General features: G+C 75.0%; 12 protein-coding genes. 9 read left to right on the top strand and 3 right to left on the bottom strand.

The features are described from left to right. Positions 1–46: 46 nt before the first annotated feature. The 5 genes from ACZ4VL_RS01045 to ACZ4VL_RS01025 all read left to right on the top strand — a co-directional run bounded on the left by ACZ4VL_RS01045 (position 47) and on the right by ACZ4VL_RS01025 (position 4,861). Positions 47–1,222 carry a winged helix DNA-binding domain-containing protein gene (locus ACZ4VL_RS01045; protein ID WP_468193999.1) on the top strand — a complete coding sequence of 392 codons (1,176 nt, stop codon included), beginning with the start codon at positions 47–49 and terminating at the stop codon, positions 1,220–1,222. 183 nt (positions 1,223–1,405) lie between these two features. Further along, entirely contained in the window at positions 1,406–2,650 is a 1,245-nt protein-coding gene (locus ACZ4VL_RS01040; protein ID WP_468193997.1) for an alpha/beta hydrolase family protein, read from the top strand. A 276-nt stretch (positions 2,651–2,926) separates the two neighbouring features. Beyond that, on the top strand, positions 2,927–3,697 hold the full coding sequence (locus ACZ4VL_RS01035) for a hypothetical protein (protein ID WP_468193996.1): 771 nt from the start codon (positions 2,927–2,929) through the stop codon (positions 3,695–3,697). Between the two features lie 67 nt (positions 3,698–3,764). Further along, complete coding sequence (locus ACZ4VL_RS01030; RefSeq protein ID WP_468193993.1) at positions 3,765–4,085, top strand: hypothetical protein; 321 nt, start codon at positions 3,765–3,767, stop codon at positions 4,083–4,085. Positions 4,086–4,393: 308 nt separating this feature from the next. Continuing rightward, the gene (locus ACZ4VL_RS01025; RefSeq protein WP_468193989.1) at positions 4,394–4,861 is read left to right on the top strand and encodes a hypothetical protein; all 468 of its coding nucleotides are present in this window, start codon (positions 4,394–4,396) and stop codon (positions 4,859–4,861) included. An 86-nt stretch (positions 4,862–4,947) separates the two neighbouring features. Here ACZ4VL_RS01025 and ACZ4VL_RS01020 read toward each other — a convergent pair whose 3' ends face one another. Continuing rightward, a complete protein-coding gene (locus ACZ4VL_RS01020) occupies positions 4,948–5,379 on the bottom strand; it encodes a GNAT family N-acetyltransferase (protein WP_468193987.1) in 432 nt (143 codons plus the stop codon). 101 nt (positions 5,380–5,480) lie between these two features. Here ACZ4VL_RS01020 and ACZ4VL_RS01015 point away from each other — a divergent pair, with 101 nt between their 5' ends. From ACZ4VL_RS01015 to ACZ4VL_RS01005, 3 genes are all read left to right on the top strand, one after another. Next, positions 5,481–6,155: a hypothetical protein gene (locus tag ACZ4VL_RS01015; RefSeq protein WP_468193984.1), complete on the top strand. Its 675-nt coding sequence runs from the start codon at positions 5,481–5,483 to the stop codon at positions 6,153–6,155. 142 nt (positions 6,156–6,297) lie between these two features. Further along, positions 6,298–7,686, top strand: coding sequence for a GH1 family beta-glucosidase (locus ACZ4VL_RS01010; RefSeq protein WP_468193982.1), 1,389 nt, complete (start codon positions 6,298–6,300; stop codon positions 7,684–7,686). Next, positions 7,683–8,993: an MFS transporter gene (locus ACZ4VL_RS01005; RefSeq protein WP_468193979.1), complete on the top strand. Its 1,311-nt coding sequence runs from the start codon at positions 7,683–7,685 to the stop codon at positions 8,991–8,993. Before ACZ4VL_RS01010 ends, ACZ4VL_RS01005 begins: the two co-directional genes overlap by 4 nt. 22 nt (positions 8,994–9,015) lie before the next feature. Here the strand turns inward: ACZ4VL_RS01005 and ACZ4VL_RS01000 are convergent, their stop codons facing one another. Next, entirely contained in the window at positions 9,016–12,630 is a 3,615-nt protein-coding gene (locus ACZ4VL_RS01000) for a hypothetical protein (protein ID WP_468193977.1), read from the bottom strand. A gap of 146 nt (positions 12,631–12,776) precedes the next feature. Beyond that, positions 12,777–13,013 (bottom strand): chaplin, encoded by a 237-nt coding sequence (locus ACZ4VL_RS00995; protein ID WP_468193975.1) that lies wholly within the window; start codon positions 13,011–13,013, stop codon positions 12,777–12,779. A 149-nt stretch (positions 13,014–13,162) separates the two neighbouring features. Here ACZ4VL_RS00995 and ACZ4VL_RS00990 point away from each other — a divergent pair, with 149 nt between their 5' ends. Continuing rightward, on the top strand, positions 13,163–14,440 hold the full coding sequence (locus tag ACZ4VL_RS00990) for a pyroglutamyl peptidase (protein WP_468193973.1): 1,278 nt from the start codon (positions 13,163–13,165) through the stop codon (positions 14,438–14,440). Positions 14,441–14,592 lie beyond the last annotated feature (152 nt).

The following is a 14,592-nucleotide window of genomic DNA, read 5'->3' as shown; positions in this document are numbered from 1 at the left end:
GGCCGGTCTCCCGCGGATCACCGCTGCCGAGCGGCGTGCCCGCCTGGTGCTCCGCCACCGCCTCGCGCCCTCCGTCCGGGAGGCGACCGCCGAGGCGGTGGCCGAGGCCCTGATCGGCCTGCACGCCACCGACCCGGCGACGGTGTTCCTCGCCGCGGCCGCCCGGATGCACGCCCCCACCGCCGCCGCGATCGACCGCTCCCTGTACGAGGCCGCCGGGTCCGGGTCCGGTACCAGGTCCGCGGGCGGGAGCCCTGTGCTGGAGCGCATACGGTGCATGCGCCGCACCATGTTCGTCGTACCGGCCGCGCTGGCCCCGGTCGTGCAGTCCGCGACCGCGGGCGCCACCGCCGGGCGCCACCGGGCCGAGGCCGCCGTCCGGCTGCGCGCGGAGCTCGGCTGGGACGAGCGTCGCTACGCGGCGGTGGAGCAGGAGGTCCTGGCGGCCTTCGCGTCCCGCGGGCGGGCGACCGCCGCCCAGCTGGCAGCCGACGTACCCGCACTGCGCGAGCAGCTCGTCGTCTCCCCCGGCAAACCGTACGAGTCCCGGCAGCGGGCCGGCACGCCCGTCCTCGGGGTGCTCGCCGCAGAGGGCCGCATCCGGCGGACCCGACCGGCCGGGTCGTGGACCTCGGCTCAGTTCCACTGGGCGCCGTCCCGGCCGCTGCCGCAGGTGCCGGCGGCCGAGGCGAGGGTGGCGCTGGCCCGCCGGTACCTCGAGGCGTTCGGGCCGGTCACGCTGGACGACCTGAAGTGGTGGACCGGCTGGACCGTTACCGACAGCCGTACGGCGCTGGCCGCCACCGGTGCCCGGGCCGTCACCCTCGACGAGGGCACCGGCTACCTGCTGCCCGAGGACCTGGAACCGGAGCCGCGGGCTGCCGCGGCCGCCGAGCCCGCCGCCGCCCTGCTCCCGGGCCTCGACCCGACGGCCATGGGCTGGCGGCACCGCGGCTGGTACCTCGACCCGGCGCACACCGCGGAGCTCTTCGACCGCAACGGCAACGTCGGCCCCACCGTGTGGTGGGAGGGCCGCATCATCGGCGCCTGGGCCCAGCGCCCGGACGGCCGGATCGTCCACCACCTGCTCACCGACCCCGGCCCCGCGGCCCGCGCCGCCGTCCGGGCGGAAACCGCCCGCCTGTCCGCGTTCCTCGACGGCACCCGCGTCACCCCGTGCTACCGCACCCCTTTGGAACGCCAGCTCGCCGCGGGCCGGTGAGCCCCCGGCCCCGGCGTCCCGCCGGGGCCGCAGGCCGCCGATCGAGCACCGGGAGGGGTGGACAGGACTGGACAGTCACCGCCCCTGTCCGCCCTGGAAAGTGGACACCACCCGCGAAGAGCCTTGCTCCGTGTGCTGCGCAGGCATGCGAGCAAGCAAGCGGATCGAGCAAGGAGAAGTCCCATGGAACGACTGCTGTTTCCCGGCGACGCCCAGTTCTGGTACGAGACACTGCGCTCGTTCGGCCACATCGCCTACGGAGGAGCCGACTTCGGTGAGGTGGTCGCCACCAGTCGGCGCATCACCGAGGGCGACTACGGCAGTTGGCACGACGCATGGCTGGCCACCGCCGACCGGGTGGCCGGCGAGGCCGTACGGGCCCTGGACGCGGGCCACCCGGTGAGCGCCCGGGACGGCTTCCTGCGGGCGTCGAACTACTACCGGTCGGCCGAGTTCTTCCTGCACGGCAACCCGTGCGACCCCCGCCACGAGCACGCCTACGCGAGCTCCGTGGACTGCTTCCGGTCGGCGGCAGCCCTCTTCACCCCGCGGATAGAGCCGGTCGAGATCCCGTACGAGGGCACCACCCTGCCCGGCTACCTGTACCGGGCCGACACCTCCGGGACGCCCCGCCCGACCCTGGTCATGCACAACGGCTTCGACGGCACCGCGGAGGAGATGCACTTCTTCGGGGCGATGGCCGGCATCGAGCGCGGCTACACGGTGCTCGTCTTCGACGGACCCGGTCAGCCGGGGCCGCTGCACCGCGAGGGTCTGGTCTTCCGCCCCGACTGGGAGAACGTGGTCGGTCCGGTGCTGGACTTCGCCATGGAACTCCCCGAGGTCGACAGCAGCCGCGTCGCCCTGCTCGGCAACAGCATGGGCGGCCTCCTCGCCCCCAGGGCGGCGGCCTTCGACCACCGTCTGGCGGCGGTGGTCGCCCTCGACGGCGTCTACGACCTGGGTCCCGCGGTCACCGACCTGCTGCCCGGCGAGCGCACCGAGACGGAGCGGCGGCTGCGCGCCGACTCCGACCCGGAAGTCGACGCCCTGCTCGACCGGATGACCACCGAGAACCCCGTGGCGCGGTGGGCGATCAACCACGGCATGTACGTCATGGGCGCGGCCACTCCCCGGGCGTTCGGAGCCGCGTACCTCGACTACCACCTCCGCGACGGCGTCGCGTCGCAGATCCGGTGCCCGGCCCTGATCTGCGAGGCCGCCGAGGACCTGTTCTTCGCCGGACAGGCCAGGCAGCTGTATGGCGAACTCACCTGCCCCAGGACCCTCCTGGAGTTCACGGCGGAGGAAGGCGCCGACGCCCACTGCCAGGCCGGGGCCCAGCGGCTGGCCCTGGCCCGGATCTACGACTGGCTGGACGACACGCTCGGAGCGGTTCCCGACGCGCCGCGCGCACTGGCCGCCTGATCCGGATCCCCGGCCGGACGCCGCCGGCCCGTTCCGCCTTGCGCAGGCGGACCGGCGGCGTTGCCGCGACCCGGCCGCCGCAGCCCCTCCTGATTGTCGTGGATGCTTAACAACGCGCAGATCACGGCCGGTTGTGGAGGGAGCAGGCGCAGTGGCGCGCATATGCTCTTGTCGTCACATATGCGCGGCAACAACTGCCGGCCTGCCGCGCCCGCGCCGCCCACCGGAGCAGGGCCCGGAAGAACCGACGAACTCAAAGACATCAGGAGCCAGTCCATGTCCGGCTATCGTGAACTGCTGGGAACCGATTTCGACGGCCGGCCCACGGACGACATCGACGACGTGATCTACGACGCCTTCGAAAGTCCCCGTCACCTGACCCGTGTTCCCGGCCTCGTCGCCCTGATGAACGACCCCGGCGCGCCGGAGATCGACCGGTTCCTGGCCTGCGTGGTGCTGACGACCTGGGGCGAGGTCGCGGGTTACGAGGCGGTGATCCGAGCCGCCGCGGATCCCAGGAACACCCCCTGGTACGACTTCTCGATCGACCGGAAGTTCTCGGTGGACAGCACCTTCGCGCAGCTGGCGCACGCCGTCGCCGAGCGGGACCTGGCGCGGGAGAAGGGAACCGGGGCGCTTCGTCTGGACGCGGCCCGTGCTCTGGTGCGGCTCGCCGACAGCGAGTACTTCGAGGACAAACTGGGCGAGTTGTTCGACGGGGCCACGCTTCGGGCACTGCGCGGCGACATCGAGGAGGTCATCGATCGAGGCGTGCGGTCCCTGGCGGCAGGTGACAGGTATCGGTTCGACCTGCCCACGCAGCTGGTGGACCTCGCGGCCGGCGTGTCCACCGTCGACGGGCGCCTGGCCGTCGACCTGGCCATGCGCGTGCTGAACGTCAGCTGTTCTCCCCGTTCGCTGACTCATGCCGTCTCCATCGTCTACCGTGCCGAGGGGCCGGAGGCCGTGCAGTTCGGCGCGTTCCTGACGACGGTCGGTGACGAGGGAGTGCGGCAGGACGTCCGCGAAGCGCTGAGCCCATGCTGAGTGACCGTGTACGTACTCAGCCCGGTCGGCGGGGACGGCGGAACAGCCGTGGCGGCGAGGGGGAACCATGACGAAGCACTGGTCTGCGCCGCTCCTGGTGAACACGCTGCTCGGCGTCCCGGGCGTGGTGCCCATCTGGCTGCTGTGGTATTTCGCGGCGAACTGGCCGTTGGCCGGGCTCGGTTTGACCGCGCAGGAGCCGACGGAGAACGACGGCCCGCTGGGCTGGCTGCTGATCGCCGCCCCCGTAGCCGGCTCGTACGCCCTGCTCTGGTGGCTGGCCAACAAGCCGCTCCGCCGCCGATCGGCGCTCCCGGCCCTTCCGTACTGGGTCCTGAGCGTCGCGGCCCTGTTCGTTCCGACCATCGCCCTCGTCATCGCCACGTAGCGGCGGCTCGGGCCGTTTCGGGGACTTGCGGCTGCCCGGCAGGCCCGACGACATCCATTGCGTGACGGAGCGCTCCTTTTCATGAACCAACATGGTGATTGACCATGGAAGTCATGGAAGGGCGGGCTGTGCGCCTTGCGTATGGGGCTCGCGGCGGGCGCCGGCGCACGCGGAGCACGGGATTCGGGCTCCGTCAAGTCCCGAAATGCAGGGGCATGACGCGGCTCGGCGGCCGGGGCTTACTTGAGACATGGGTTCACGCAGAACCGGTGGCCCCTCCCCCACTTCCCCCAGGTAGGAGATTCCCCATGTCCCGCACCTCCCGAACCCTGCGTCTCGTGCTGCTCACCGCCTCGGCTTCGCTGGCGGCCGGAGGCGCGCTGCTGCCCACGGGTGCGATCGCCGCCCCGGCGAAGCCCCACACGGTCACCCTCCCGGCGGACCGCGGAAGCAACGACCACGAGAACCACCGCGGCAAGGACAGGCACGGCGACGACAGCGGCTCCAAGAGCACGGACACCGGCGAAGGTGGGGAGCAGACCGCGCCGAAGGACTCCGAGTCCGGCGTGGTTCCCGAGAGCCACTGCAACGACCCGAAGGCCCTCCCGGGGCTGTGCGTCGACGGCAAGCCCCTGCCGAAGGGCGACGGCACCGTCAAGGTCCCGCAGGGATCGGTCCTGTGCCTGGGGATCGACACCCCCGAGCAGTGCGCGGCCCGGCAGAAGCCCGTCGTGCACAGCCCCACGGGCAGCCCCACCGCGGAGCTCGCCGTATGACCCGACGTATGACCGAGGAGGCAGAGACACAGGCTGAGGGTGCGGCTCCGGAAGGGGCCGCACCCTCAGCCGGTGCCGTGTACGCGTTACGGGTGGGGCGTGAGCATGCGCGTGTAGGTGAGGGCGGGGTGGGTGTCGGCCGCGGTGCGGCCGGTTTCGGTGAAGCCGTTGCGGGTGAGGACGGCCCGGGACGCCGGGTTGTCGACGGCGGCCACGGCGGTCAGCGAGGACAGGCCGTACGGGCCGGCGGCCAGGTTGACCCGCCCTACCAGGGTCGCGTCGCCGGTCACGGCCACGGTCCCGGCCCCGGCCCCGGCGGCTGGTTCTTGCAGTACCACGTGGAAGTGGCATGATCCCGCATCCTGTTCCGCCAGGAGGGCTCGGTGCCGGGCGGCGAAGTGCCTGAAGTACGCGTCCCCGCGGTCCGGCACGAACCGTGCGAAGTAGGCCCGGTTCTCCCGCTCGAAGGCCAGCAGGGTCTCGGCGTGATCGGCCCGCAGGCGCTCCAGTCGCATCATGCGGAGCAGCCTGTGGAGGGCCGCCGGCCCGGGAGTCGTCGCACCCGCTGACTACGATCGTGTGAGAGCCGACCACCGTCGCCACGGACAGCGAGGACCCCATGACGATTCACCGCCCGGGACGGCCCGCGGACCTGCCGCCGGCGGACGTGCTGTGGGCGCGGTGGGCCCTGGCCGCCGTGCTGACGGCCCGGACCGAGGACGAGGGCCGCGGGATCCACCGCACCGGCACCTGGGTCGACGGGTCCGGGCTGCACCTGGACGACTGCGGCTGCACCTGGTGGGTCATGCGGGCCCTGGGCGACGGCCGCTACGTGCTCTACGGCGAGGACGAGTCCAGCGGGGCCAAGTGGCACCGGCCGGCGGTCGACATGCTGGCCGGGGGCCCGGACTGGCTGCCGTACGAGACGCTGCGCGACCTGCTCGAGAACTGGGAGCTGGGCTGTGTGTACTGGTACGAGAACGGGGCCTGGGCCCGCGCCCCGTACCCGGAGACCCTGGGGGACGACGGGCTCGACTGCGGGATCAGCCGTTTCGTGGCGCGCGAGGAGCTCTTCCGGGAGCTCGGGCTGTCGGCCGACGACGCGGACGGGCTGGTCGCGGCCGCCGAGGCCTACCGACTCGAACCCCGGGCCCTGGAGGAGCTGGCGGCCCGGGCTCCGGACGATGCCCTGGACCTGGCCGCCATGCTGCGTGCGCTCGACCCCGCCGGGCTCGCCGGGCCCGTCGGGGAGCGGGCCACCGGCGTGGGCTCGGCAGGCACCGGCACGCCGTAGCGCCTGCGCAAAAAGCTGAGGATTGTTCACTTTCCATTGACACGGCGGCCTCCGGGGCCCAACAGTGCGGGTTGGCACAGCACACACCCAGAGCACGGCACAGCTCAGCCCGCACTGCACCCGGCGACCGAAGTGAGCCCGTATGCCCGCGCCCGCGCCCGATCCCGCACCCCTGCCCCGCTTCCCCGCGGACTTCCTGTGGGGGGTCTCGACCTCCGCCTTCCAGATCGAGGGATCCCCCGCGGCGGACGGCCGGGGGCCCTCCTCCTGGGACGCCTTCGCCAGGGAACCGGGAAGGATCAAGGACGGCTCGCACGCCGACACCGCCACCGACCACTACCGCCGCTACCGCGAGGACGTGGCCCTCATGGCCGGACTCGGCGTCGACGCCTACCGGTTCTCGGTGTCCTGGTCGCGGGTCCTGCCCGACGGCCACGGCCCGGTCAACCCGCGCGGGCTGGACTTCTACGACCGGCTCGTCGACGAACTGTGCGCCCGCGGCATCGCCCCCGTGCCCACCCTCTTCCACTGGGACACCCCGCTCGCCCTAGAGGAACGCGGCGGCTGGCTCGAACGGGACACCGCCGAGCGGTTCGCCGCGTACGCCTCGGTCGTCGCAGAGCGCCTCGCGGACCGCGTCCCGATGTGGATCACCATCAACGAGCCCGCCGAGGTCACCCTCCTCGGCTACGGCCTCGGGGAGCACGCCCCGGGCCGGCAGCTCGTCTTCGACGCCCTGCCCGCCGCCCACCACCAGCTGCTGGCCCACGGCCTGGGCGTGCAGGCCCTGCGCGCCGCCGGGGCCCGCCGGATCGGGGTGGCGGCCTCGCACAGCCCCGTGTGGACCGCCGGCGACGGCCCCGCCGACCGGGCGGCCGCCGACCTGTACGACCTGCTCACCAACCGCCTCTTCGCCGACCCGATCCTGACCGGCGCCTACCCGGACGAGGGACTGGCCGCCATGCTGCCGGGGCCGGTGGCGGAGGACCTCCGGACGATCTCGGCCCCGCTGGACTGGTACGGCGTGAACTACTACAATCCGATGCTCGTCGGCGCGCCGGAGCCGGGCACCGCCACCGCGTTCGGCGGCATCGGCATCCCCGCGGACCTCCCCTTCGGCATCCGGCAGATCGACGGGTACGAGCAGACCGACTTCGGCTGGCCGGTGGTCCCGGACGGGTTGCGCGAACTGCTCGTGGGCCTGCGCGAGCGCTACGGGGACCGGCTGCCCCCGCTCTACATCACCGAGAACGGCTGCTCGTACGGCGACGCGCCCGACCCCGTCACCGGACGCGTCGCGGACGCACGGCGGATCGCGTACCACGAGGGGCACCTGCGGGCCCTGCACCGGGCGATGGAGCAGGGCGTGGACGTCCGCGGCTACTTCATCTGGTCGATCCTCGACAACTTCGAGTGGGCGGAGGGCTACCGTCAGCGGTTCGGGCTCGTCCACGTGGACTACGCGACGCTGGAGCGGACGCCCAAGGACTCGTACGCCTGGTACCGCGACGTGATCAAGGGCGGCAGATGACGGCCGGCTCGACGGCCGCGGCGGCCGGCGGCCCCGCCGAAGGCGCAGGGCGAGGCCACGGCGGGGGCGGGGGTGGGGCCGGGTTCCGGGCCGGCGGGGCCGCCGGGGTCGGCGCGCCGTGGGTGGCGGCGCTGTCCCTGGCCAACCTCGGTGTGTGGGTGGGCTGGTTCGGCCCGCTGCAACTCCTCCTCGCCCGCCAGGCCGAACTCCTCGCCCCGGACTCCAAGGCCTCCGCCCTCGCGCTGGTCACGGGCATCGGCGCGGCGGTGTCGATGGTCGCGAACCCGGTCTTCGGGGCCCTGTCCGACCGTACGACCGCGGCGGCGGGCCGGCGGATCCCCTGGGTGATCGGCGGCGTCACGGCCGGCGCGGCCGGCCTGCTGGCGCTGGGCCGGGCCGGGAGCATCGCCGCGGTGACGGCGGGCTGGTGCCTGGTGCAGCTGGGCCTGAACGCGGCCTTCGCCGCCCTGACCGCGGCCGTGCCCGACCGGGTGCCGCCCCGGCAGCGGGGGCTCGTCGGCGGCTGGCTCGGCGTCTCCCAGGTGATCGGGATCCTGCTCGGCACGGCACTGGCCGCGGCCGCGGGCGCGATCGCCGCCGGGTACGCCGCCTGCGCGGCCTTCGCCGTGCTGGCAGCCGTCCCGTACGTGCTGATGCGCCGCGACAGCCGCCTGTCCCGCGCCGACCGGCCCGTCTTCCGCCCGCGCGCCTTCCTCGCCGGCTTCCGCATCCGCCCGCGCCGGCACCCCGACTTCGCCTGGGCCTGGCTCACCCGGTTCCTGATGAACCTGTCCTACTCGGTCAGCACCATGTACCTGCTGTACTACCTGACCGACGCCGTGCGGTACGGGGGCGACGCGGACACCGGGGTGCTGGTCCTGACCGCGCTCAACGCACTGACCGTCCTGGCCACGGTCGTCATCGGCGGCGTCCTGTCCGACCGCTCCGGCCGGCGCAAGGCGTACGTCATCGGGTCCGGGCTGGTCATCTCGGCGGCCACCCTGCTGCTCGCCGTGTGGCCGACCTGGACGGGCGCGATCGTCGCCTCGCTCGTCCTCGGCATCGGCTACGGCGTCTACACGTCGGTGGACTTCGCCCTGTTGACCGACGTGCTGCCGACGGCCGAGGACCACGGCAGGGACCTCGGCGTCATCAACATCGCCAACGCCCTGCCGCAGGTCCTGGCCCCGGTGGTGGCCGCCCCGGTCGTCACCCACCTGGGCGGCTACACCGCGCTCTACACCCTCGCGGGCGCCCTGGCCCTGGCCGGGTCGGTACTGGTCCGCCGCATCCGCGGAGTGGCGTAGCGGGCCCGCCCCGGCGGGCCGGTCAGGCGAGCAGGGCGGCCACCGGCGACCTGCCGTCCCAGTGCGGGTCGCGGCCGGTCAGCCGCGCGACGATCCGCTCCCAGGCCCCGGGGTCGGTGCCCGGCCCGGTCGCCACGAGGGCCGCGAGTGCGGCCAGTGCCTCGGCGGCCTGCGGTGGGGCGTCCGTGCGGCGGGACGCGCCACCCAGGTAGGCGAGGACCCGTGCCGCCGGGGTGACGTGGTGCAGCAGGTCGGCCGCCGCGAGGTGGCCCGCGGCCAGCAGTCCGTCGAGCTGGGTGGTCGGCGCGCAGGACCACAGCGTGCCCAGGCCGTGGCGGGCGCGGGCCCGGGTCAGCTCGGGGCCGTCGGGCAGGCCCTCCGGCCCGGGTTCGGGTACGAGGGCGGGGTGGCGCAGCCGCAGTGCGGTCGGGGCGTCGGGATGGTTGACGAGGGCGGACCACTGAGGCAGCGGTTCCGCCTGGTGCGCGGCCTCCAGGGCCCGCCAGTCCACGCCGTACGGGGAGTACCACACGGCGCTGGTGCTCTGCCACGCGCGGTCGTGCCGCCGCAGCCGTGTGATCAGCTTGGCCGGGGCCAGCTCGCGGTCCGCGCGGGCGCGCAGCACGGCGACCGGATCCCCGGACTCCAGGGCCTTCACGCACAGGGCGGTCGCCGCCTGGCCCAGCACCCCGCGTGCGGCGAGCGCGGCGAGCCGGTCCGGGCCGCCGTGCTCGGCCAGGTGCAGGCAGCCGACGACCTGGTGCAGGAGGCTCAGGCCGGTGTGCCGGGCGAAGACCTCCTCGATCAGGTCGGGTTCGGCCGAGGCCAGCCAGTGGACACCGCCCGTCGGCCCCGTCTCCGCTCCTTCCGGGCCGCTGCGCAGTTCGTCCAGGACGCGCGCACCGAGGCCGTCCTCCGGCTTGCCGGTGCCGGGCCGGGAGCGGCCCACGATCCGGCGGGCGAGGTGCGGTACGACGCCGCTGCGCAGCAGTGCGAGGTCGACGTCCGGGTCGCCGAGGTCGGCCAGCAGGCCGGGGACCCAGGGGGACAGGCGCCGGACCCCGGAGGCCAGGACCCGCAGGGCCTGCGGATCGCGGCCGGCCAGCAGCCGGTCGACCACGAACCTGGGCGTGTCGTCGTGGCGTTGCAGGTAGGAGGCGAGCTTCCAGGGGCCGTCCGGTCCGAGACGGGGCAGGACCGCATCGACGACGTCGGCGTCGGCGAGGCAGAGCAGCGTGCCGATCGGCCAGGTCCACCCGAGGTTGCCGCGACGGCACAGCTCGATCGCCTCGTCGGGGGTCCGCGGAGGCTCGGTCCCCGTCCGCGCCAGGGGCCGGTGCCCAGCGGCCGCCGGCCGCCCGGAACGGGCAGTGTGCAGCAGGTCCGGCCAGCAGGGACCGCCGCGGCCCCTGTCGGCGCCGCCGGCCGCGGCCACGGCCGTGTCCGCGAGCCGCAGCCAGGCCTCGGGGTCGGTGCCGAGCTCGGCGCGCAGCAGGCGGGCCGTGCCCTCCCGCCACGCGTGGGCGAAGCCGAGCCTGTGCCAGTCGTACGGGAGGTCCAGCAGGAGGCGCGCGGGGAGCAGGGCGAGCATGTCCTCCACCGGCAGCAGTCCCTCGGCGTAGGCGAGTTCGAGGGACTGCACACCGCTCGCCCAGGTCGTGGGGGCGGCGAGGGCTTCCGCCGTCTCGGCGCGGGTGGGCGCGGCGGGCCAGGGGCGTTCGTCGGGCGGTGTGATGCCGTGCGGTGCACAGGCGTCGACCAGCCACTGCGGGGTGACGGCGAGGGCGGGCAGGCCGGCTCCCTGGGGGTGGGCGAGGAACCGCAGTACGCCGGGGTCGGCGGGCGTCGGTACGTCGCCGGGGGCGAGGGCGCGCAGGAGGTCCAGGGCGGCGAGGGCGGCCCGCTCGGTGGGGTTGCGCGGCGCCTCGGGGGGTGTGGCCGCGCCCGCCCGGGGGCGGGCTGCCGCACTGCCGCCGGTCCCGGCGGGCGGCCCCTCACTTGCCCCGTTCCCCTCCTCGCCCTTGTCCTCGCCCGCGCCCTCGCCCGCGTTCCCGTCGCGGTGCTCCGGGGCGGGGGTGTTGCCGGCCTCGGCCATCACCTCGGCCAGGGTGCCCGGATGGTGGGGCAGGAGGGTGTCGAACGCGGCCCAGGCCTCGGGGCGTTCACCGAGCCGGGCGTCGGTGAGCTCGCCGAGTTCGGCCAGGGCGCCGCCCGCCAGCAGCTTCCGCTGCGCGAGCCGGTCCAGGGCGGCGAGCGCGTGCACGGCGGGGTGCCCGGTGCGGGCCAGGTCGAGCGGGTCGAGCAGGCCGGCCGCGGCCATGCCCTCGGCCCACCGGCCGGCGTTGCCGTCCAGGGCCTCCGCGGCCAGGCGCTGCCGGGGCGGGGTGGTGTTGCCGACGCGTCTGGCGCCCGTCTGCCAGGGGTCGTTGAGGGCGCTCAGTCGGAACGCCAGCCGCTGGGCGTCGTCCGCTGCCTCGTGCCGGGCGAGTTCCTCGCTCGCCTTCGGCATGAACGGGGACGCGGCGTGCGCCTCGGACAGGGCCCGGGCGTCCTGGACGTACGGCTCGGCCAGCAGGACGGTCAGGCTGTTGGTACCGCGCGTGGTGGTCAGCAGGGCGGGCAGGCGCGCCGGGTCCTCGTACGGCTCGCAGCGCTCGCGCAGCCGGCGCGGTCCTTCCCCCGACCCGTCGTCCGCGGCGAGGGCGCGGGTGACGGCCGAGACGACCGGCTGGGTCAGCCGGGCCGCGGCGTCCGGGTCGGCGAGGACGGCGCGCACCCCGTCCGGTCCGCTGCGCTCCCACACCGCGGCCAGGGCGTACTGCTGGGCGCTGCCCCGGACCTGGGCGGTCAGGGCGCGGGCGGTCAGCCGGGGGTCGCCGGAGACGAGCAGCGGGGCGAGCCAGGTGCTCGGCAGGTCGGCGCCGCGGGCGGTGAGTTCGGCGTACAGCCGCGGGTCCATGGGGATCCGGTCGAGGCGCCGGGCGAGGGTGCGGCGCAGGGACTGGGTGGCGCGCGGGTTGCGGTAGACGGCGGCCCCGACCGCCGGGTCCCCGGTGTCGAGCAGCCGGGCCAGCACCCGGCTGTCGAGGCGGGTGTGGCGGGCGAGCGCGGACCGGGTGCGGGCGTCCCCGTGGTCCACGACGGCGGCGGTGACGGTCGGTCCGGGGAGGGCGCCGGTGGCGAGCAGCGCGTCGAGGCTGCGGTCAGGGAGGGCCGCCAGGGCCGCGGCCGCGTCCTCGGGCGGGGTGTGCTCCAGCAGCAGGGCCAGGGTGGCGTGGGCGCTGCGGGGTGCGGGCGGGCGTATTCCGCCGGGCCGGGCGGGCGGTACGGGCTGCGGGGCGGCGGCCAGCAGTTCGGGCAGGGTTCCACGGTGGGCGGCGAGGGCGTCGTGGACGCCGAGCCACCGCTCGGCGGTACCGCCGAGGTGGTCCCGGACCAGCGCGCCGATCAGCCGGGGGGTGGACTCGTCGGCCCCGCCGGCGGCGGCGACGGCGGCCGCGGCGGTCCGGGCGGGACGGGTGTGCTCCACCGCGCGGGCGGCGGCGCCGGGCGCGACCGGCTCGCCGGGTGTCTGCCGGGGCAGGGCGAGGAGGGTGCGCAGCGTCTGGGCGGCCGAACTGCCGTGCGAGGTGCTCATGGGGCCATGCTAGGAGCGGGGTCTGACAAGCCCTCAACGCCTCGGGGGCGTTGGCGGCGGGCCCGGCGCGGGCGAGCCGTCGTGCGTGAGCGGTGCCGCCGGACGGGTGGGGCGGCACCGCTCACGCTGCATGGCTGCCGAGCGGGTCAGCTGTTGACGCAGACGTTGCCCGCGGTCGGGTTCAGCAGGCCGATGATGTTGATGCTGTTGCCGCAGATGTTGATCGGGATGTGGATCGGTACCTGGACCACGTTGCCCGACAGGATGCCCGGCGAACCGACGGCATTGCCGTTGGCGGTGCTGTCGGCGACGGCGGATCCGGCCACGCCGAGCGCCGCGCAGACGGCCAGGGACGCTGCGGCGACCATGGTACGGATCTTCATGAGGATCTCCCATCGACTGAGGGGTGTGCGGGGCCCATCCCATACCAGTTCGCCACAAAGCGGGGTGATTCACTCTCCCGTGGGCCCTGTCCGCATCGGGCCGACGGGTGACTGTCGGGGTCCGTGGGGGCTTTGTAATGTCACATCGCATGATGTCCTTACGGCGCGCCGCGTCCACCGCGGCCCTTCTCGCCACCGTCCTGTCCACCGCACTCACCGCCCCCGCCCATGCGGACGAGGGCTCCGCCACCTGCCGTCCCCCGTCCGCCGCGACCCCCGACCCCGAGCAGGCCCGCCTCGCCGACCCCCGCACCGCCGCACTCGTCGATCGCGGCGGATTCGGCGACTTCGTCCGCCGCTTTCCCGCCGCCCTGTGCAGCAGCCGCACCCCCGCCGAGGCCGGACGGCTGCTCGACGTCTGGGGCACCGCGCTCTGGCAGGCCGCCGTCCAGCGCGCCCAGGGCCGCCGCCCCGGCGGCGACCTGCCCGCGGGCGACGACCGGCCGCTGTACTGGGCGCGCCTCGCCATGACCGCCGAACTCGGCCGCTGGCAGCCGACGTTCGGTGTCGACCGGACCGCTCTGCGGACCCGCTTCGAGGACGCCTCGCGCGGCATGACGGACAACGCCTTCCGCCCCGCGCCCGGCGTGCGCCGCATCTTCGTCAGCGGCTTCGACCCCTTCGGACTGGACGCCGAGATCCGCCGCGCCAACCCCTCCGGCTCCGCGGTCCTGCGGCTCAACGGGCGCCGCATCACCCTCCCCGACGGCAGCACCGCCGAGGTCCGCGCCGTCGTACTCCCCGTGCGGTACGCGGACTTCGACGCCGGCATCGTCGAGCGCGCCTTCGCCCCGCGGCTGGCCGGCGGCCCCGCCCCGGCGGACCTCGTCACCACGGTCAGCCAGGGCTATCCCGGCATCTTCACCCTGGAGGCCTGGGCCGGCCGCTCCCGGTCCGCCGACCCCTACCTCGACAACGCGCGCAGCCTCTCCGGCGGCACCCGCGAGCACCCGGTGACCGCCCCCGGGATGGGCCCGGGGGCGGAGTTCATCCGCACCACGCTGCCCGTCGACGCGGTCACCGCCGCCGTGCAGGCGCCGTTCCCGGTGCGCCTGAACGCCGCGGTCACCGAGATACCGGCGGGCGGCAGCACCCCCGTCGACCGGACCGACGGGCCGACGGCCGGCTCGCGGGCCGTCGCGGGCGGCGGGGGCGGCTACCTCTCCAACGAGGTGGCCTACCGCTCCAACCGGCTGCGGGGCGAGCTCGCCCCGCGCCTGCCCGGCGGCCACCTGCACACGCCCGTGCTCACCGGCCTCCCGGCCGACCCGCAGACCCTGACCGGGCCCGAGTTCGAACAGAACGAGGACGCGATCGCCGCCGAGGTCCGGGCCGTCCTCGAACAGGCCGCCGCCGTACGGCCGTAGCGCCGCGGCGCGGGCCGCAGCGCCACCGCCACCGACAACCGCCACCGCCACCGCCACCAGAGGGCCGTCGCCCCGCCCGGCGTCAAGGGCGGCCTTCCTCGCGCCCCACCTGTGGGTGAAGCAGTGCCGGAGACCGGGAACGGGGCCCCGGT

The organism is Streptomyces sp. NPDC029014 (assembly GCF_055564695.1).
The sequence above is the reverse complement of the archived record's forward strand: the minus strand, read 5'-3'. Positions and strand labels throughout refer to the sequence as shown.